Raw genomic sequence first — 19,117 nt, forward strand, 5'->3', positions numbered from 1 at the left:
CGACCCCGAGGACGACGAGCTCAATCGTGCAGGCCGCTGTTTCCAGCTCAGACTGGGCGGCGGCAGGCGTTGCGGCAAGGATCAGGGCGCCCAGCGCCAGGGTGTGAGTCTTCATGAAACAAACGAGACGAGACCCCGGCGCGCAGGTCAAGCGCTCATCCTTCGAGTAATTCAAGGCCAGGCAAGGACCAGAGCGATCTGTTTCGATCAAAATCCTCATACCGCAAGCCCTCAGGCGTTACAGACCATGCGTATGGGATGTCCATAGGCATCGCCGATGCCAACATGGCACCCGCACTTGAAAATGTTCGAAAACCCAACTCCTCGACCACGAGTATGCTCCCATTGGCGTTTGTTATGTCCCAGATGGGATAGTCGCACCGGATCACCCAACTCGCTTCCTTCGTGGCCAGCACAGCTCTGGTTCCGAACACAAGTGCCTCGAACTCTGTTTCCGAGATGATCTGCGGATCCCCAAATCCGGAATGCGCATCAATCGGCCACCTCTCTTCGGTCTCGCCCAGCCGCACCAATGCCACGCCATGCGAGAATTCGACCGCGAAACGGAAACGTTCGGACCGGAATTTCATACCCACCATCAACCCACCCCCACCACCGTGCTGCGCCGCTCCATCTGCACAACATCACGCCATTGTCCGGTCATCGGCCCATGGCTCATCTTTCCGAGGCGACGCCTCACGCCGAGACGCTCAAACCCGCATTGCTCGTGCAGACGGATCGAGGCTGCGTTCTCGGCGAAGACACCGGCCGTCAGCGTCCACAACCCTTCCGCCTCGGAGGCCACGACCAAGGCCTCGAGCAAAGCACGACCAAGCCCCTGCCCGCGTGCGGCTTCCGCGACATAGACCGAGACTTCACCCACCCCGCCATAGACACAGCGCGAGGACACCGGGCTCAGCGCTGCCCAGCCGGTCACCCCTCCATCTGCGTCCAGCGAGACCAGGCGGGGTGCCGCCAGCTTGCTCTCGTCGAAATGCGCCCAGTCCGGGGCGGTGCTCTCGAACGTGGCATGGCCGGTGGCTATGCCTTCGGCGTAGATCGCGAGAACGGCTGAGACGTCCGCGGGCATCATCGTGCGAATTGAGATCATGAGTGTTCCGGGTGCGAAAAAAGTCGCGCCCAGCAGGCCGCAAGCTCCACCGCACGTCAACACCCTCCCTTGCTCCAGCCCTAAACTCCCCCTATACCGCCGCACGACGTATCTGTGTGCCCTTGGCGACCCAGGAGACGGGATGAGCCGCGCGGAATTTTCCTACGACTTCCCCCACCGCCACCTCGTTTCGGTGGCAGACCTCAACCCCGTTGATATCCAGATCATATTCGAGCGCGCCGCGCATTATCTGGCTGCCAACCGGACGCCGGACAAGCGCAGCGATGTCCTGCGCGGACTGACCGTGCTCAACCTCTTCTTCGAGGCCTCGACGCGGACACAAGGCTCATTCGAGATGGCCGGCAAGCGCCTGGGCGCCGATGTGGTCAATTTCGCGATGGCGAACTCCTCCGCCTCGAAGGGCGAAAGCCTGTCCGATACGGCGCGCACCCTGGCCGCGATGAAGCCGGACATCATGGTCGTGCGCCATCCGGCCACCGGCGCTCCGCAATTCCTTGCCGAACGGACGGGGCTCTCCGTCGTCAATGCCGGAGACGGCATGCATGAACACCCGACCCAGGCCCTGCTCGACAGCTTCACCCTGTCCCAGCGATGGGGCGAGGTGGGCGGACGCCGCATCCTGATTGTCGGTGACATCCTGCATTCGCGCGTGGCGCGCTCGAATATCGGCCTTTTGAACATTCTCGGCGCCGAGATCCGCCTGTGTGCGCCGCCGACCCTGCTGCCCTCCGATGTCGACCAATGGGGCTGTGATGTCTTCCACGATCTCGACGAGGCGCTGAAAGGCTGTGACGCGGTCATGGCCCTGCGCCAGCAGCGTGAGCGCATGACCGGTGGCTTTGTGCCGTCCGAGCGCGAATTCTTCCATCTTTTCGGTCTGACGCATGAACGTCTGGAAGCGGCGTCGCCCGACGTGCTGGTCATGCATCCCGGCCCGATGAATCGCGGGGTCGAAATCCATACCCGGCTGGCGGATGATCCGGAGCGCAGCGTCATTCTCGACCAGGTCGAAAGCGGTGTCGCCGTGCGCATGGCGATCCTGGAACTGATCGGCGCCAATATCCGCAAGGAGGCCGCGGCATGAGCACGACCCGCGCCATCATCAATGCCCGGCTCGTTGACCCGGCATCCGGCCAGGACGGCCCCGGCGGAGTGCTGATCGAAGATGGCATTATCGCGCAGATCGGGACCGAGCTGGATCTCGACGCCGCCGATGAGGTGATCGACGCCAGGGGCTGCATTCTCGCGCCGGCACTGATTGATTTGCGCTGCGCCAAGGAACCCGCCCTGACCCCGGACGGCGAAACCGTCGACACGCTTTGCGCGTCGGCCATGAGTGGCGGTTTCGGTACCATCGTCCTTGCGCCCAATACCCGTAGCCCGCTGGACAAGGCCGACGGTTTTGCCGGCATGTCGCGTGGTCTGGCCCAGCGCGGCGTGCGCGTCCTCTCGGCCTGTGGCGCGACCCAGGCCCTGGCCGGGGAGCAAATGGCCGAGATCGGGCTGATGGTCCGCGGCGGCGCGGTCTATGCCGGCTGCGGTGACCGCCCCATCGCGGACACGCGCCTGATGCGTCGCCTGTTGAGCTATACCAGCCAGTTTGATGTCTGGCTGTCCTGCCGACCTGCGGATGCCAGCCTGTCCGCCGACGCGGTCGCTCTGGAAAGCGACTGGTCGGCCCGGGTCGGCATCCCGTCCGAGCCGGCGGTCTCCGAACGGATCGCCATCGAGCGCGATGCGGCCCTGGCCGAACTCTCCGGTGGCAAGCTGATGATTGATCGCCTGTCGACCGCGGCCGGCCTTGATGCCTTGCGCCATGTCCGTGGCCGCGATCTCGAGATTGCCGCCACCGTGGCGATTGCCCATCTGACCCTCAATGAAGTCGACGCCGGCGGGCTGGACAGCGCCTTCCGCATGGATCCTCCCCTGCGTAGCGAAGCGGATCGACAGGCGCTGGTCGAGGCCGTGATCTCGGGCGAGATCGACGCGGTCGTGTCCGATCACCGGCCGACCCCCTATGACGACAAGGGCGAACCCTTTGCCCTGGCGGTCGCCGGCACGCTGAGCCAGGAAACCTTGCTCGGCGCCATGCTCGGTCTCGTCCATGATGACGAGATCAGCCTGCTGGACGCCCTGCGGGTCCTGACGTGCGGACCTGCCGACCTGCTCGGCCTGCCGCAGGGACGGATCACGGTCGGCGCGCCGGCCGATCTCATTCTCATCGACGGCGACAAGCCCTGGGTCTGCCAGCCCGACGGTTTCGCCTCGGCGCGCGGCAATTCCGCCTGGTCGGGACGCCGCTTCCAGGGACGGGTCTTGCAAACCATCGTCGCTGGAGACACACTCTACAACCCCTAGGTGCAAACATGATGACCTATGTCCTGATCGCGCTCGCGGCCGTCGGCGGCTATCTCTTCGGCTCCATTCCCTTCGGACTGGTGCTGACGCGCATGGCCGGGCTCGGAGACATCCGGGCCATCGGGTCGGGCAATATCGGCGCCACCAATGTGTTGCGTACCGGGCGCAAGGACCTCGCTGCTCTCACCCTCATTCTCGATGCCGGCAAGGCGGGCATTGCCGCGGCCGTCTTCGGGCTGGCGTTCGGGACGACGGAAGGTCTGGTCGCGGGCGGGTTCGCCTTTGCCGGTCATTGCTTCCCGGTCTGGCTCGGCTTCAAGGGCGGCAAGGGTGTCGCCACCTTTGTCGGCACGATGCTGGTGGTGTTCTGGCCGGTCGGCCTGACCGTGATCGCCACCTGGCTGATCATGGCCGCGATCTTCCGGATTTCCTCGCTCGCCGCCCTGGCAGCCGCGCTGGCCGCGCCCTTCGCCGCCTTCGCGTGGGGGCGGCCGGATGTCGCCATCATGGCCGGCATTCTGACAGGCCTGATCTACTGGCTGCACCGCGCCAATATCCAGCGCCTGCTCAAGGGCGAAGAGCCGCGCATCGGCGGCAAGAAGGACAAGGCTGAGGCAGCCGAAGACCCGGACACACCCGAGACATGACGGCGTCGGGGCCCAGCCACACCGACAGGGTGATGTGGCTGCGCCTCGCGCGGACCAAAGGTCTGGGCGCGATCGGCTTTGCCCGCGCCATTGCGCGCTATGGCGATGCCGAAACAGCGCTTGATGACCTGCCTCGCCGGGCGCGTGACGCCGGGCGGCGGGCCCTGGACATTCCGTCCGCCGACCGGATCGAGACCGAAATCGCTCACATCGAGCGCGCCGGTGCGCGGCTCATCACCGGGCTCGATAACAACTTCCCGCCACTGCTCGCCGTCATCCCCGCGCCGCCGCCCGCCATCATTGTCCGGGGCGATGCCAGCCTGCTGACCCGACCGGCCTGCGCCATTGTGGGAGCGCGCAACGCCTCGGCTGTCGGACTGCGCTTCGCCCGCGAACTGGCCAACGGGCTTGGCCGCGAGGGCCTCGTGATTGTCTCCGGGCTTGCGCGCGGGATTGATGGCGCCGCCCATGCCGGCGCGATCGAGAGCGGAACGATAGCGGTCCTGGCCGGCGGCATTGATCACATCTACCCGCCGGAACATGCCGAGCTTCATGAACGCCTTGGCGAGACCGGTCTCCTGCTGTCCGAAATGCCGCTCGGACAGACGCCGACCGCGCGCGATTTTCCGCGCCGTAACCGGCTGATCTCCGGCCTGGCCCTGGGCAGTCTCGTGGTGGAAGCCGCCTTGCGCTCGGGATCGCTCATCACCGCCCGCTTTGCTGCGGAGCAAGGTCGTGAAGTCATGGCCGTGCCAGGCTCGCCGCTCGACCCGCGAGCCCGGGGCTCCAACCAGCTCCTGCGCGATGGCGCGCATCTGATTGAGGGCGTGGATGATGTCCTCGCCATCCTCGCCGATGCGCGCCCACCGATGACATCCGCCGGGGCGCTGGAAGAAGGCCCTGCACCGGCCAGCGCTGACCTGTTTGAGGCCGGGGACGAGGCGGATGAGCCGAGTCACGAGCCCGAGACGGTCCTGGCCCGCACGCCGCTCGATCAGTTGCGAGCCTTGCTCTCCCCGGCACCGGTGTCCGGCGATGAGCTCGCACGGGCGGCACAGCTGCCCGTCGGCACGGTTCAGGCACTATTGCTGGAAATGGAGATGAGTGGCGAGATCGCCAGCCTGCCGGGCGGGATGGTTCAGCGCCGGCGCCAGAGCTGATCAAGGCGAACGGCTTCCATCTCGACATAATTCGCCGCAAGTTCGATCAGGCAGGCGCTTTGGCCATAACCATGATGGAAGGCGTCTTCGGACAAGGAGCGCAGCTTGCGAGCCAGATGGTCGGACGCGCCATCCAGGGGCTGCACACCGGGCAAGGGATGCCCGAACAGGTCATGGCCAGGCTTTATCCGGCGCGACATTTCACCCTCCCACCTCGATGGAACGGTAGACCAGTCATTACCAAATTACAACCTTGAGTATTATTGTCGCGCTATTCGCCCAATCCAGCCAGCAAGCAATCGCGCGCTTCCTGCACCTGACGCGCCAGCGCCGCTGAGCCCTCACCCGTGTCCGGATGGACTTTCTTCATGAGCCGGCGGTGCGCGGCCCGAATGGTCTCGGCATCGGCATCCTCATCCACACCGAGAATTTCGCGAGCCTCAGCCGGTGTCATACCGCCTCTCGACGGAGGCCGGCCGTTTCCAGCCTGGTCGCCACCCGCAGCACCCGGCCGCCGGGTACTGCCTGGCCGCAGCGCCTCCCCCAGCATGCCGAGACCGAACACGCCGATCGGGCCGCCGAGAATGACGGCACCGCGCAGACTGATCACAATCCCGGCCAGCAAGGCACCACCGCCCAGGATGATGCGGACCATTTTCGCAGCCTTGGCCGTTTTCTGCCCCGCAAACCACCAGGCTGCTCCCATCAGGGCGAAGAGGACAAGGCTTCCGAGCGCGAACGGGGTCATCAGAAAGGAATGGTCTCGCCCTGGAGACCGGGCAATTTGAGGATGATCAGCAAGTCCCGCAATTCCTGGCGGGCAGCGACATGGCTCATCGTGAAGGTCACCGTCGAACCGCTCTCGGTCAGGTCCAGCAGGGTCAGACCCAGCGGGAAAAGTTCGCGGTAGATGACCCGTTCGGCGAAGCCGGGAGCCAGCCGGAAGCCGATCCGCTGGGAGAGCATTTTCAGCCCCTCGCCCACGCGTCGCTTGTTGCGCGCATCAAGCATGGAGATCCGGTTGCGCATGACGACCCAGTCGATCGAGCGCTTCTCCAGCTGAGCCTTGCGCTTGCGGCATTCCCACAACATCTCCGAGTAGACACTCGGCTTGCCGACCTCGTAACTCTCCGGATCAATCTCGGCCAACAAGTCGAAATCGACGAAACTGTCATTAACCGGCGTGATCACGGTATCGGCGCTGGAATGGGCCAGCCGGGAATAGAGCGTATCGGCCCCGGGAGCATCGATAATTATGAAATCGCAGCTGCTCTTCAGCCGCGACAAGGCCTCGGAGAAGCGCTCGGTCTCCTCCTCTTCCACCAGATCGAGATCCCGGTGCGCGCTCGGCGCGAGGACTTCTTCGCTCGGTCGTGGCAGGGAGAGGCCGTGACGCTCGCACCAGCGTTGACGATTGGCGAGATAGCGTCCGAAGCTGCGTTGGCGCAGATCGAGGTCAATGGCACCAACAGTCTTGCCCATGCGCAGGAGGGCGACGGCCAGATGCATGGCGACGGTCGACTTGCCGGCACCGCCCTTCTCATTGCCAACCACGAGAATATGCGCCGCGCGGACACCCTCGCGGACACGGCCCAGCGGCCTGGTAGGCAAACGAAAACCGGTCTGACTTGTCATCTTGCCTCAAATCTAGACCACGCTTGAGGCGCGCAAAATCCCCGCGCGCAGGCAATGATGCTATTGCCCTGCAGTCGAGGCCCTATCCGCCATGCGCCGCCCGGAGAAGTCAACTGCCGCGCAATAGGCGCCGCTCGCCTGCAATTGCTGACAAACCGCGCGCGCCTCGCCAGCGGTGTCGAACGGCCCGGCCTTGAGACGCAGATACTGTCCCTGGCCGGCAATGTCGGCTTCGCTCAGTCGGGCGTCCAATGAGCCGAGAATTTCGGGATGGGCCGCCCTCAATTCCGTCCAGCCGCGTTGCGCTGTCTCGACGCGGCGATAGGAGGCCAGGTGAACGGCGTGTTGCAGGCTGGGCGCGTCCACCATGTCCGCGGGCGGAGGCGGCAAATCGCCCGGTTCGACGGACATTGTCACGGGCAGGTCCGGCATCTCGCCCGGCGCATTGAGGCCGACGATCGCATTGGCCAGCGCTTGCAATTCCGGCTCGACGCGCTCAAGCGCATCCGGGTCGAAACGCGCCAGATGCGCCAATTCCCGCGACATCGCATCAGCAAGCTGGGCAGCGCGAGTCGGGGCGACCGCGACCTGCGGCTCGGTCGCCAGAGTCGAGCCGGCCGGGTCAGCGGTGGAGGCGCAGCCCGCGATGGCAAAGGCAGCCAGAAAAACAGTCAGTCGTTTCATGTCATTACCGTAGACGAAATAGGATTGCTTGCCTGTATCATCGCTTATGATTATCCCCAAGCGACCCGTTTTGTGGACCCTTATATGATCACCCAGCAAATCCCCCACGCCGCCACGATATCCGCCCTGCGCACACGCATACGCAGCTGGCGTGACGACCGCCTGACAGTGGGCTTTGTCCCGACCATGGGCGCGCTCCATGACGGCCACTTGTCGCTGGTTCGTCTGGCCAAGGCCCAGTGCGACCGCGTGGTCGCGAGTATTTTCGTGAATCCCAAGCAATTTGCGCCGGGTGAGGATCTCGATGCCTATCCCCGCACACTGATGGACGACGCCGAAAAGCTCACCAGCGCGCGGTGTGACCTGATCTACCTGCCCACCCCGGACATCATGTATCCTGACGGCTTCTCCGCCACGGTCGCCCTGAAGGGCCCGGCTCTGGGGCTCGAGACGGATATACGTCCGCATTTCTTTGATGGTGTCGCCACAGTTGTGGCCAAGCTCTTCAATCAGGTCCGCCCCGACATGGCGTTTTTCGGCGAGAAGGATTACCAGCAATTGCTGGTGATCCGGCAATTGGTGAAGGACCTGGATTTCCCGATCGATATCCTCGCCGGCGCCACCGGTCGCGACCGCGACGGGCTCGCCCTGTCCTCGCGCAATGCCTATCTCACTGCCGATGAACGCGCCCGGGCCGGTCAGCTCAATATCATCCTGAAGGAGTTCGCCAAGACACTCGAGACCGGCACGGATCGCGAAACCGCGGAAGCCCAGGCGCTCAAGGCCTGCCAGGACGTGTTCGACAGCATCGATTATATCGAGGCTCGCTGCGCCGACACCCTCGCCGTGCTGGACCCTGGTCCGATTACCGGGCCAACCCGCATTCTCGCCGCAGTCAGGCTGGGTTCAACTCGCCTGATCGATAACATGGCCGCCAACCCGCCTTTGTAATGCCGGAATACCGGCTAAGCTGCGCGAGACACTTGTCCGGGAGACCCGCATGATTGCCCGAAACCTTGCCGCCCTCGCCCTGTGGGCCAGCCTGCCCCTCATCGCCTGCGCGCAGGCGCCTGAGATCATCAGGCCGGAAATCGTCGCGACCTACCCGCATGATGCCAACGCCTTCACCCAAGGACTCTTCATCCATGACGGGGACTTGTTCGAAAGCACCGGGCAGGTCGGGCAATCCACACTGCGGCGCGTTGCGCTGGAGACCGGCCTCGTCGAGCAAAGCGTTGCCATCGCACCGCCGATTTTCGGCGAGGGCTCGGCCCGCATCGGCGATGAGATTTTCATGCTCAGCTGGGTCTCGCAACGCGGCTTCATCTTCGACGCGGACACATTCGAGCAGGTCGACAGTTTCAGCTATCCCGGCGAAGGCTGGGGCCTGACCTATGACGGCAATCACCTCATCCTGTCCGACGGGACGCCCGAGCTGCGCTTCCTCGATCCCGAGACGATGACGCTGTCGCACTCCATCAATGTCACGCTCAATGGTCGCCCGGTCCGGCGCCTCAACGAGCTGGAATGGATTGATGGCATGATCTGGGCGAATATCTGGGAGACCCGGTCCATCGTCCGGATCGATCCGGAAAGTGGTGTCGTTGACGCCATGATCGACCTCAGCGCCCTCATCCCGCCCTCCGTGGCCGGTCGCCGGGACGCCGTAGCGAACGGGATTGCGTGGAATGCGGAGACCGGCCAGATCTACGTGACCGGAAAGCTCTGGCCGACCCTGTATGAAATCCGACTGCCTGAGAGTAGCCCGCAATAATCGGGTGATCGCCATCAAGATTCTGGCAACACGTCTGCCGACCAAACCGCGCCTTTACTGGCTCACGCTTTCGCTGGCTGGTTTTCTGGCTATCTATCTGGCGACTTGGTTTCCGGCCAGGTTTGCTCGCGGTTACCACTGACAATCCGAGCCGGATGTTCAATGCGGGCGTGCGCGAAAATCTGCATCACCGCACAACGACGGCACTCTACCAGGCACCCAGCTCCAGCAGTTTGGCCCGCAATGCATCGGGCAGCTCGTCTCCGCCCTCACCGCTGACGCCCAGATCGCGCGGCGCGTCCTCCGGTTTGAGATATCGCCAACCCTGGAAGGGGCGGCGCGGCGCGGCCGATGTCCGGATGACGTCCGGTGACATGATGATCGCACACCGCTTGATCCCGTCACTGCCCGTCACGTGCTCCAGAGCGATGATGTCAGAGCGACACTGGATGGCACCCGACATGACCCAATAGAGCGATCCACCGGCTTCGACCTCGGCCTTGCGGGCCGGAAACATGCGCGTGACATGCATCGCCACCTCCGGTTCGCCGGCAGCACGACGCGCCGCCATCTCCCGGTCGCGATGCGCTTCGAGCTCCTCGACCGAGGAGACGCCGACACAGAGTTTGACGATGTGAACAACCATGAGCCGGAGTTAGGCCGACTCAGGCCCGGGGTCAAAGCGGGAGCGGTCTTCGGATTGTCTGGACAGGGCGGTCGAGGCTTCGTAAGGGGGTTTCATGACGCAATCACATCGATCACTGCAGGCCCATGCGCGTCCCGCCTTTGCGGTGATTTGTGCACTCCTTCTGATCGCGCCGCTCTTTTTCATCAGCCAGATCATGCTGGGTGCACTGGGCCTCCCGGAGATCAGCCCCTTCGGCGCCGAGGGCCGCAATATCCTCGCCCACACGCCGGTTTTCTCACTGGTTGCGCCCTTCCTGCGGGCCCCGCTTATCGGGCTGGTGCTGATCCTGCTGCTGCGCCGCTCGAACTGGACGGCAGTGGTCTTCATGATCGCAACGCTGATCCACCTGGTGAGCTGGATCATTATTCTGGGCAACGCCTACTTCACGCTTCCGACAGGCTATCTGACACTGGCTCTGGAAGCGGCCGGGATCTATCTGCTTTTCCGCTATCCGCGATTGCGCGGGCCGCGCGCCGAAGCGGCGGCCCGGGCCAGTGCGGTCTCGGTCAGCGACCGCTGACAGCCTCGCCGAGAAACTCGATATCGCTGAATGCCAGCTCGAAGCTCTGGTCAAAATCCTGGAAGGCGGCCGAGCCGGAAATGGATTGGCTGAGCCGCGTCAGGACCGGCGCGGGCACGCCGTCGACACGCTCATAGGCCTGCACCATCTCAAAGGCATGTAGACGGACCGCGAAATGGGGTTTGAAGCTCTCCGGCGCCCAGAGTCTGAGCTCCTGCACTTCTGTCGGGCGACCGCCGATTGTCAGGCGCCCCCGCAAATGACCCGCAACATCCATCTCTTCATCACCGAGTTCTGGCTCGAAATCGAAAATCCAGCCCGAGCCTGTCTCCTCGGCGAGACTTAAACTGCCCGGCGCAATATCGGCTTCAGCAAGCGAAAAGAAGAGGCCGTTGCCCGTGTCATCATCACCGGCTTCATCGTCCCCATCTTCGTCCCCATCTTCGTCTTCGTCTTCGGCAAAGCCAGCCCACAGGCCGGCCTGCATGTCGCTCAGCTCATCCTCGGGCGGCGAGACAAGTTGCCAGCGTTCGCCATCGGCAAGACTGCCGTCAAAACGACCGACCAAATCACCATCATCATTGGTGACGCGAAGGGTGAACCGCCAATCCTCCTCACGGGCCGCAAGATCGCTATTGGCGAAGGCTTCGACAAGGACAGGGTGGAGCGTCTCCTGTGCATGGACAGGCGCGACGACCAGGCCGGCGGAGACGCAGGCGGCGCCGGCGGCCGCCCAGAGAGATACAGACTTCATGATGTGTTCCAGACAGGTTGGATGGTTCAACAATCAACCCCCACCGGAATCTGTGCCACAAACGCAAAAGCGAGGGGACCGGAAATCCCCTCGCCTTACAACATTGTCATGTCGATGGGGGCCAATGGCCTCAGGCCGCCGCCTCGCGATTGACGAAACCTTCCGGCGCATCCGGATCGATATCAAAGGTCCGCTCGGATTTCGGCATCGGCCGCGCCGCCTCGCCGAACAGCTTGATCTTCAGCTTGATGGCATAGGTCAGCATGCGTTTCATCAGCGCACCCAACCCGTCAGTGCGGGTTTCGGTCGGCACATGACCGAATTGCCGGCGCAGTACGCCATTGGCGAAGAGAATGGAATTTTGCAGGCGCGACTGCGGTGTCGAAATCTCGAAGGGGACCGAGACATTGACGCCGGACTGGTTCTCGATCCTGTGCGGACCATGCAGCGGCCAGTTGGCAGCCATGCCGGGGTGAAGATCGACCGTGAAGGCATCCTTGTCCCAGGCCGGATCGAACGGGATGTCCTCGGTCTTGTCGTGATGCAGCACGGATTCGACGTCATCGGTATTGAGATAGGGTCGCGTGGCCGGATAGGTGCGGAAACGTTTCACACCGCGCATATGCCACAACATCGTCTCGGAGACGTCAGAATGCAGGAAGACCTGCGCCGTCGGCGAGGAGATCAGGATACCGGCTTCGGCGCTCAACGGGCGAAATGACGGATCGGCCTTTTTCATGTCGGCCAGCATGGCATCATAGATGGGGCGGTATTCCGGATCCTGGTCCATGGCATGTCGCAGATTGATCCACAGCTTGCCCTTGCGCACCGCTTCGATCAGTTCGAGCCCGGTCAGCGCGCCGGGATCCCCGGCCCGCCAGCTGTCATGATCGGTGGCGTCCTCGCCCATTGTGCAAAAATCGATCAGGTCACGCGGATGACGCTCGACCAGCGCGGCCAGGGCCACGTCGGAAAAAGCGTGATGTTCGTGGTAATTGTGGCGCACCGTGACCGGCTCATGGCGAAACTTCTGCTTCGCGTCATCCGACCAGGTCGAGCTGAATTGATCCATATAGGTGTCACGCATTGAACCATCTCCCGTGATGTCTCCCGGGAAGGAGCAAGAGATGTGCCGGTTTCGCGTGTGGGGGGATAAGTGCGGCTGCGAGCCGTCCTGACCCGTCAACGATCGACCTGTGGTCGGTCCACCCCAATCATGGCTTGCCGGCAGACGGCTGTAACCGGGAAATCAGGTCGAGGGTGACTTGTGCTTACGCACATATTCAAGGCATCAGCGACGCGATCGGACGCCTCAGGCCGCCACGACCTGTTCCAGCGCCTCCAGCGCGACAAGAACATCGCCTTCGGCAACCTGACCGCCCGCCTCGACCGTCAGTTCGCCGATCACGCCATCACGCGGCGCGGCCAGGGCGTGCTCCATCTTCATGGCTTCGAGCACCACGAGAGCCTGCCCCTTGGTCACGCGGTCCCCCGCCTTCACATTGACCGCAAGGACCTTGCCCGGCATTGGCGCCTTGACGGCATCGCCCGCTTCCATCGCGTCGGCAGCGGCTTCCGGATTCTCGAAGGCGAAGACCGTTGCCCGGCCGCGACAGGCGACAAGCACGCCACCATCCACGGCCTCGCACACTGCCTGAAGGCCGAGCCCGTCGGCGCGCGCTTCGAAACCATAGCCACGATCATGGCTTTCGATCGCCAGATCGGTGATCCGGGTTGTCTCGGTACCAACCGTCACTTCCAGGGCATGGCCGACCCGCTGCAGCACGACGGTCACGATCTCATCGCCAACCTCGAACCGGTGGCGCAAGCGCGGGTCAGAATTGAGACGCCAGCCATCGGCGGCCTCGAAGGGGTCCAGGGCCCCTGCCAGGACCGGGCGCAGATCAAGCGCACCGAGCAAGGCAAATGCCGCGTCCACCGGCCTTACAGGGGCGGGAATGAGGTCATCCAGATAAGTCTCGATGAAACCGGTCGACAAGCGTGCCGCCAGAAACTCCTCATGCACCGCTGCACGGCGCAGGAAGGCGGCATTGGTCCGTACCGGGTAGACGACCAGCTCGTCAATCATCTCGGCGAGGGTGTGAGCCGACTCGGTGCGCGTATCGCCGTGGGCGATCAGCTTGGCGATCATCGGATCGTAATAGAGCGAGACTTCGCCGCCCTCTTCCACACCCGTATCCACGCGACGGCCCGGTCCAGCCTGCGGAAATTCGAGACGCTCCAGCGGGCCGGTCGACGGCAGGAATCCGGCCACCGGATCTTCGGCATAAAGACGCGCTTCCATGGCGTGGCCGGAAAGATGGATACTGTCCTGCTCAGGCACGGAGCCACCGGCCGCGACCTTGAGCTGCAACTCGACCAGATCAAGGCCGGTGACCATTTCAGTGACCGGGTGTTCGACCTGGAGACGGGTATTCATCTCCATGAAGAAGAAGCCGTCCTCGCGCAGCGCGCCGGATCCGTCGACGATGAACTCCACCGTGCCGGCACCGACATAACCGACCGCCCGGGCGGCATTGATGGCGGCTGAACCCATGGCCTGGCGCACATTCGGCGTCATGCCGGGCGCGGGGGCTTCCTCGATGACTTTCTGGTGGCGGCGCTGCAGCGAGCAATCGCGCTCATAGAGATGGACGACCCGGCCGCGGCTGTCGCCGAAGACCTGGACTTCGATATGGCGCGGATTGGTGATGAATTTCTCGATCAGGACGCGATCATCGCCAAAGCTTTTCGAACTCTCTCGCTTGCAGCTGTCCAGCGCGGCGAGAAAGTCTTCGGCCGCATCGACCTTGCGCATCCCCTTGCCACCACCGCCGGCAACCGCCTTGATCAGAACCGGAAAACCGATAGTCCCGGCCTCTGCGGCCAGGTGGTCAGGATCCTGATTCTCGCCGTGATAGCCCGGGGTGACCGGCACGCCCGCCTTTTCCATCAGCGCCTTGGCCTGGTCTTTCAGACCCATGGCCCGGATGGCGTCCGGAGACGGACCGACGAACGTGATGTCATTCCTGGCGCAAGCTTCGGCAAAAGCCGCATTCTCGGACAGGAAGCCATAACCGGGATGGATCGCGTCGGCGCCGGTAACAATCGCCGCCTCGATGATCTTGTCGCCCAGCAGGTAGCTCTCGGACGCCGGCGCCGGTCCCAGCAGGATTGACTCATCCGCCTCGCGCACATGCGGCGCGTTGGCATCGGCGTCGGAATAGACGGCGACCGTGCGGATACCCATGCGTTTTGCGGTCCGCATGACGCGGCGGGCAATCTCGCCGCGATTGGCGATCAGGAGCGTCTTGATCATGAGCCTGTTATCCCCGTGGGCAGTGATGTTGTCAGTTTTGCATCAGTCATCGACCCGAGACGGATCCGTGCGCCGGTATTGCACAGCCGCCACCAGCACGAAACTGATGATCATCAGAAGATACCACGAGCCGAGCTTGGCCAGCGACACCATGTGCCAGCTCGCCTCCTGCCCCGGATAGGACCAGGCGCGGGCAAAGGTTCCCAGGTTTTCCGCGAACCAGATGAAGAGCGCGACCAGCAGAAAGCCGATCACCAGCGGCATCGGGCGGTGGGCCTCATCCGGCCGGAACCAGACCACACAGCGACCATAGATCAGCACCGTCGCGATGAAGAGGAGAAGCCGGAAATCCTGACCGTAGTGATGCGCGAAGAAATTGATGTAAACCGCTGCCGCCAAAGCCAATTGCAGCCATAGATTCGGGAATCGGTCGAATCGGAATTCGAAGATTCGCCAAACCCGCGCGAGATAGGATCCGACCGCCGCATACATGAAACCGGAGAAGAGTGGCACACCGGCAATCCGCAGGAGGCTCTCCTCCGGATAGACCCAGCTGCCGGCCTGGGTCTTGAAGATTTCCATCACCGTGCCGACGACATGGAAGATGGCGATCACCTTCGCCTCCTCCAGCGTCTCCAGCCGTGTCACCAGCAGGGCGAGCTGGATCCCCAGCGCCGCCAGCGTGATGAAATCATAACGCGCCAGGGCATTGTCGGGCGGGTACCAGAGGAAGGTCGCCAGCAGCAGGGCCAGCATGAGGCCGCCGAACAGGCAGGCCCAGGCCTGCTTGATACCGAAGCTGACGAATTCGAACACGCCCAGCGTCCACGGGCCGCGCACGAACCAGGCCCGCAGCGCCGCACGGCGGGCATGCAGGAAAGAACGCGGGTCGCGGAGCGAGCCCAGGGCGCCCTACTCCGCCCAGACCGGCTTGCGGCGTTCGAGGAAAGCGCTGAGGCCTTCCTTGCCCTCTTCGGAGGACCGACGCCTGGCGATCGCCTTGGCGGTGTGAACGGCGAGGCCGTGATCGATCGCCTTGCCGGTGACGTCATCGACCAGCGCCTTGGCATCGGCGACCGCCCCCGGCGCAGCGGAGAAGGCCAGCTTGGCCAAGTGCTCTTCCATCAGCGCCATCTCGTCCTCATTCTCGACAACGTATTGGGCAAGACCGATCTGGTGCGCGAAATTGCCGTCAAAGCCTTCCCCCGACGCGAACAGGGCGCGTGCCCAACGCGGACCGATGGCGCGAATGACAAAGGGCGAGATGGTGGCCGGGGTGAGCCCCAGGCGTACTTCAGAGAAGCGGATCTTGGCATTCTTCATGACAATGCCGACATCGCAGGCCGACAACAGGCCGGCGCCGCCGCCCATGGCCGCGCCCTGGACCAGGGCGACGGTCAGTTGCGGCAAATCGTAGAGACGCTTGAGCATGGTGGCGAGTGCCATCGCATCCTCTTCATTGTCGGCTTCCGTGTAATGGGCGGCCGCCTTCATCCAGTCGAGATCGGCACCGGCAGAGAAACTCCCGCCATTGCCGCGCAGGAAGACGATGCGGACCTCATCGCCATTGGCGCGCAGCGTCTCGAAAATGTCGGACAGCTGCTCGATCATTTCGGCGTTGAAAGCATTGTGCTTGTCGGGCCGGTTCAGCGTGACAACGGCCACTCCGGCCGGGCTGACATCGAGCAGGACGGGGGCGTCGGACATGGGCAGCTCCACAGGCAAGCGGGTCAGGTAGTCTATCCCCTAGGCTTAGTCCCGTGACGAGGCGGCAACAAGCGGTCACATCACCGCACACGCCCGCCCTGCGGGCGAAGCGCAAAGAAAAACGGGCCGTCGGTTTCCCGACAGCCCGTTCTTGCCCCCAGCCCGGCACCGCCCCTACGGCACCGGAAGATCACGCGGTCAGTCGCCGCGGAAGATCAGGCCCTTGATGATCGACAGCACGATGATGGCCACGAAATAGCCGATCGCCAATGCGCCGAGATAGAGCAGATATGGCTTTTGGATGACGAGCTGGCCGAAGGCCGCGATATCGAAATCGCCGGCTCCACCGCCCCGCACCATCGGCATCACCACATCAACGATCACATGGATGATCACGCCGACGACGGTGAAGATCAGGATGGCCCCGAACTCGCGCATGAGAAGTGCCAGGACAAGAGCGATCACGCCCATCTGGATGCCCAGCGGCATCCAGTGCACCACTGTCCCGTCTCCGGCATTGGCCAGAAGACCCGGCATGAAGAAGTCAATGGCGGGCTGGATATAGCCCATGATCTGATCGAGAAATTCCATTACGCGGTCCCCTTCCGCAAAAAAAACGCTTCACTCACCTTACCCCAAGATGAGTGCACGGTGTTAACGTTCTAGTGAATTTTTCATCTTGGAAAGCGGGTTCTCCTGAGAGGCGAGTTTTGTTAACTTTTTGTGACAATCCGCTTGATTGCGAAAAGAATTCCAATCACCACGAGATAGCCCACGAAAAGCGCCCCGACCTCACGCCAGAAATGCGCTTCCAGGAGCGGTGGCAGGTAGAAACTCCCGACCTCGGCGATAACGGGTGCAAGGCTTTCCAGCACGATATGGGCGATGACCGCCCCAACGGCAATGACCGGCAAGCGCGCCCATTTCGACAGGATGAGCGTTGAGACTGCGGCAATCAACAGCCCCAGGACCGCATTGACCTCGGCAAAACCCTCACGGGCATAGCCCAAAAATTGTTCCAGAAACTCCGGCACTTGATCCTGCCCCCCGACAGTCAATCGACAAATGACGAGGTTAACATGGACAGGTCCGATGTCACGCGAACCGTGTTTCGGTCGCGGCGGGATCAGCTCGGGGCGATCTCGACCATCACCTCATTCCGGCGAAACGGTGTCGGGATCCAGGGAGGGTCATAACGCGCGTAAACCGGGTCGCCGATCTGCGCATGGCCCTCGGCGTCCAGATAGGCGACCAGCTCATCGAACTTGGTCTCGAACCGGGAATCGGATGCGCCGCCCGAAAAGCGGATGACCGCCATGCGGCGTGCGGGAATTTCACTGATCTGGACCCGGGGGTCATCAGGGATTGGCAGAGTGTCCATGCCCCACTCCTCCGGCATGATGAAGGCGACCCGCCAGACATCGCCGCCTTGCATTGACTGTGTGACCGGAGAGGTCATGGCAATTTCCTGTGACCGCGTCTGGGTCACCGGCGTCGTCATCGCGATCTCGTCGGAACCGGCCCCGTTGCGGGCGGTATTCCCGCCGAAGATATAATTGGCGAGGGGCCGAAAGCCGCTATTGCCGGCGCGCGCCATCGACCCGTCCACCTCGACGGAGGCCGTGATCTGAGGGGCGTAGTCACGGATCTCGATCGCGCCGTCGCGCAATACCAAAGTGTGTGCCGGCTCCTCCGCGGCCAGGGCGGGTGCGGCAACGCCAAGCGTCGCGATCGATACGGCAATGACAAACAGATGGGACGAGCTCATGAGCGATCTCCTTTGAAGACCTGTACGCTCGCCCCGTCCGAACGGATTGGTGTGATCGGGCAATGTCCTGACGATTCCGAACCGAGCCAACTCGACCGGTGGGTTGCGCGCTGCCGTCCGGCGGACCGCGCCGCCATCCGGGTCAGCGCGCCTGGCGTCCCAAGCGTTCGACCCGGTCGAGCATGGCCTGCCGCCCGTCCGGCCCGCAGGCGCCGACACCGCCAAAAATGGTGTGTCGCACCGGGCTGAAGCCCGACATGCGGAAAATGCCCGCCTCCAGCCCTTTCAGGCTGTGGGCACCGAACAGGAGACGATAAGCGAAACCCGGCATGCCCATGGTGACAATGATGCGGACCGATTTGCCGCGCATGCGCCGGACCGGCCATTTATGGCTGTCACCGCCCGTATCGAGCAGGAAACCGGCTCGGCCAACCTGTTCCAGAAACGCCTTGAGCCGGGCCGGGATTGTGCCCAGCCACAAGGGATAGGCCAGGACAAGATGGTCCGCCGCGAGGATTGCCTCCTGCGCCGCGATGATCTCCGCGGCCGGTGCCGTGGCAAATTCAGCCTCGCTGGACAGGAATTCGATCGGCAGGCCGGCGATATCGATGCGGGACACATCATGCCCGCCCGCGGCCGCGCCCTGCGCATAAGACTCGCACAGTGCCGCCACGAAACGGTCCGGCGCGCCGTCAGGATGACCGTTGATGATGCAGATGGATTTCGACATAACCACACTCCCGCTGTGGTTTAGCACACCGCCTGCCCTGCAACACCGCGGCAGCGCGTCACAGGCCCGCCGGGCCCTCAGCTACATCCGGAAAATGCCGAACTTCGTCTTCTCGATCGGCGCATTCAGGGCGGCCGACAGGGACAGGCCCAGCACGCGGCGCGTGTCGGACGGGGCGATGATGCCGTCATCCCACAGGCGGGCGGTGGAGAAATAGGGGTTACCCTCAGCCTCATAGGCG

At 63.4% G+C, this 19,117-nt stretch carries 23 protein-coding genes; 7 read left to right on the forward strand and 16 right to left on the reverse strand.

Annotated features, from left to right (window positions below; all coding sequences use genetic code 11):
* Positions 1–155 precede the first annotated feature (155 nt).
* Positions 156–590, reverse strand: a complete 435-nt coding sequence (locus QZ266_RS07655) for a hypothetical protein (protein WP_295693497.1) — start codon at positions 588–590, stop codon at positions 156–158.
* 8 nt (positions 591–598) lie between these two features.
* A complete protein-coding gene (locus QZ266_RS07660; RefSeq protein ID WP_295693500.1) occupies positions 599–1,111 on the reverse strand; it encodes a GNAT family N-acetyltransferase in 513 nt (170 codons plus the stop codon).
* 142 nt (positions 1,112–1,253) lie between these two features.
* Between QZ266_RS07660 and QZ266_RS07665 the strand changes: the two genes are divergently transcribed.
* From QZ266_RS07665 to dprA, 4 genes are read left to right on the forward strand one after another with little or no spacing between them, the layout of a single operon-like run.
* The gene (locus QZ266_RS07665; RefSeq protein WP_295693504.1) at positions 1,254–2,216 is read left to right on the forward strand and encodes an aspartate carbamoyltransferase catalytic subunit; all 963 of its coding nucleotides are present in this window, start codon (positions 1,254–1,256) and stop codon (positions 2,214–2,216) included.
* Complete coding sequence (locus QZ266_RS07670) at positions 2,213–3,490, forward strand: dihydroorotase family protein (RefSeq protein WP_295693505.1); 1,278 nt, start codon at positions 2,213–2,215, stop codon at positions 3,488–3,490. Before QZ266_RS07665 ends, QZ266_RS07670 begins: the two co-directional genes overlap by 4 nt.
* Positions 3,491–3,501: 11 nt before the next feature.
* The gene (gene plsY / locus QZ266_RS07675; protein WP_366523942.1) at positions 3,502–4,137 is read left to right on the forward strand and encodes a glycerol-3-phosphate 1-O-acyltransferase PlsY; all 636 of its coding nucleotides are present in this window, start codon (positions 3,502–3,504) and stop codon (positions 4,135–4,137) included.
* Positions 4,134–5,297, forward strand: a complete 1,164-nt coding sequence (gene dprA / locus QZ266_RS07680) for a DNA-processing protein DprA (RefSeq protein WP_295693509.1) — start codon at positions 4,134–4,136, stop codon at positions 5,295–5,297. The genes plsY and dprA overlap by 4 nt, the downstream gene beginning before the upstream one ends.
* Here the strand turns inward: dprA and QZ266_RS07685 are convergent.
* The 4 genes from QZ266_RS07685 to QZ266_RS07700 form a co-directional block, all read right to left on the reverse strand.
* Positions 5,276–5,497 (reverse strand): hypothetical protein, encoded by a 222-nt coding sequence (locus QZ266_RS07685; RefSeq protein WP_295693511.1) that lies wholly within the window; start codon positions 5,495–5,497, stop codon positions 5,276–5,278. The two genes, dprA and QZ266_RS07685, sit on opposite strands and share 22 nt — an antisense overlap.
* A gap of 71 nt (positions 5,498–5,568) precedes the next feature.
* Positions 5,569–6,045: a J domain-containing protein gene (locus QZ266_RS07690; RefSeq protein WP_295693514.1), complete on the reverse strand. Its 477-nt coding sequence runs from the start codon at positions 6,043–6,045 to the stop codon at positions 5,569–5,571.
* Complete coding sequence (locus QZ266_RS07695; RefSeq protein WP_295693517.1) at positions 6,045–6,932, reverse strand: division plane positioning ATPase MipZ; 888 nt, start codon at positions 6,930–6,932, stop codon at positions 6,045–6,047. Before QZ266_RS07695 ends, QZ266_RS07690 begins: the two co-directional genes overlap by 1 nt.
* Positions 6,933–6,992: 60 nt before the next feature.
* Positions 6,993–7,616 (reverse strand): SPOR domain-containing protein, encoded by a 624-nt coding sequence (locus tag QZ266_RS07700; RefSeq protein ID WP_295693520.1) that lies wholly within the window; start codon positions 7,614–7,616, stop codon positions 6,993–6,995.
* An 84-nt stretch (positions 7,617–7,700) separates the two neighbouring features.
* Here QZ266_RS07700 and panC point away from each other — a divergent pair, with 84 nt between their 5' ends.
* Positions 7,701–8,567 carry a pantoate--beta-alanine ligase gene (panC, locus tag QZ266_RS07705; protein WP_295693523.1) on the forward strand — a complete coding sequence of 289 codons (867 nt, stop codon included), beginning with the start codon at positions 7,701–7,703 and terminating at the stop codon, positions 8,565–8,567.
* A 49-nt stretch (positions 8,568–8,616) separates the two neighbouring features.
* Positions 8,617–9,390 carry a glutaminyl-peptide cyclotransferase gene (locus QZ266_RS07710; RefSeq protein WP_295693526.1) on the forward strand — a complete coding sequence of 258 codons (774 nt, stop codon included), beginning with the start codon at positions 8,617–8,619 and terminating at the stop codon, positions 9,388–9,390.
* Positions 9,391–9,598: 208 nt separating this feature from the next.
* On the opposite strand, the gene QZ266_RS07715 is transcribed toward QZ266_RS07710, so the two are convergent.
* Positions 9,599–10,036, reverse strand: coding sequence for a DUF1489 domain-containing protein (locus QZ266_RS07715; protein ID WP_295693552.1), 438 nt, complete (start codon positions 10,034–10,036; stop codon positions 9,599–9,601).
* A 94-nt stretch (positions 10,037–10,130) separates the two neighbouring features.
* Here QZ266_RS07715 and QZ266_RS07720 point away from each other — a divergent pair, with 94 nt between their 5' ends.
* Positions 10,131–10,598, forward strand: coding sequence for a hypothetical protein (locus QZ266_RS07720; RefSeq protein WP_295693554.1), 468 nt, complete (start codon positions 10,131–10,133; stop codon positions 10,596–10,598).
* Here QZ266_RS07720 and QZ266_RS07725 read toward each other — a convergent pair.
* From QZ266_RS07725 to QZ266_RS07765, 9 genes are all read right to left on the reverse strand, one after another.
* On the reverse strand, positions 10,585–11,352 hold the full coding sequence (locus tag QZ266_RS07725; RefSeq protein ID WP_295693557.1) for a hypothetical protein: 768 nt from the start codon (positions 11,350–11,352) through the stop codon (positions 10,585–10,587). The genes QZ266_RS07720 and QZ266_RS07725 overlap by 14 nt on opposite strands.
* Positions 11,353–11,482: 130 nt before the next feature.
* Positions 11,483–12,439, reverse strand: coding sequence for a hypothetical protein (locus QZ266_RS07730; protein WP_295693559.1), 957 nt, complete (start codon positions 12,437–12,439; stop codon positions 11,483–11,485).
* Between the two features lie 225 nt (positions 12,440–12,664).
* Positions 12,665–14,671 (reverse strand): acetyl/propionyl/methylcrotonyl-CoA carboxylase subunit alpha, encoded by a 2,007-nt coding sequence (locus QZ266_RS07735; protein ID WP_295693561.1) that lies wholly within the window; start codon positions 14,669–14,671, stop codon positions 12,665–12,667.
* A gap of 42 nt (positions 14,672–14,713) precedes the next feature.
* The gene (locus tag QZ266_RS07740) at positions 14,714–15,511 is read right to left on the reverse strand and encodes a DUF817 domain-containing protein (protein WP_295693564.1); all 798 of its coding nucleotides are present in this window, start codon (positions 15,509–15,511) and stop codon (positions 14,714–14,716) included.
* 72 nt (positions 15,512–15,583) lie between these two features.
* A complete protein-coding gene (locus tag QZ266_RS07745; RefSeq protein ID WP_295693566.1) occupies positions 15,584–16,378 on the reverse strand; it encodes an enoyl-CoA hydratase-related protein in 795 nt (264 codons plus the stop codon).
* 198 nt (positions 16,379–16,576) lie between these two features.
* Entirely contained in the window at positions 16,577–16,969 is a 393-nt protein-coding gene (locus tag QZ266_RS07750; RefSeq protein WP_295693569.1) for a hypothetical protein, read from the reverse strand.
* Between the two features lie 122 nt (positions 16,970–17,091).
* Positions 17,092–17,412 carry a hypothetical protein gene (locus QZ266_RS07755; RefSeq protein WP_295693571.1) on the reverse strand — a complete coding sequence of 107 codons (321 nt, stop codon included), beginning with the start codon at positions 17,410–17,412 and terminating at the stop codon, positions 17,092–17,094.
* Between the two features lie 92 nt (positions 17,413–17,504).
* Positions 17,505–18,146 carry a heme-binding protein gene (locus QZ266_RS07760; protein WP_295693573.1) on the reverse strand — a complete coding sequence of 214 codons (642 nt, stop codon included), beginning with the start codon at positions 18,144–18,146 and terminating at the stop codon, positions 17,505–17,507.
* A gap of 142 nt (positions 18,147–18,288) precedes the next feature.
* Positions 18,289–18,876 (reverse strand): NAD(P)H-dependent oxidoreductase, encoded by a 588-nt coding sequence (locus QZ266_RS07765; protein ID WP_295693574.1) that lies wholly within the window; start codon positions 18,874–18,876, stop codon positions 18,289–18,291.
* Positions 18,877–19,117: the final 241 nt, after the last annotated feature.

Origin of the sequence: uncultured Maricaulis sp., from assembly GCF_905480005.1 — a bacterium.
Classification (GTDB): domain Bacteria; phylum Pseudomonadota; class Alphaproteobacteria; order Caulobacterales; family Maricaulaceae; genus Maricaulis.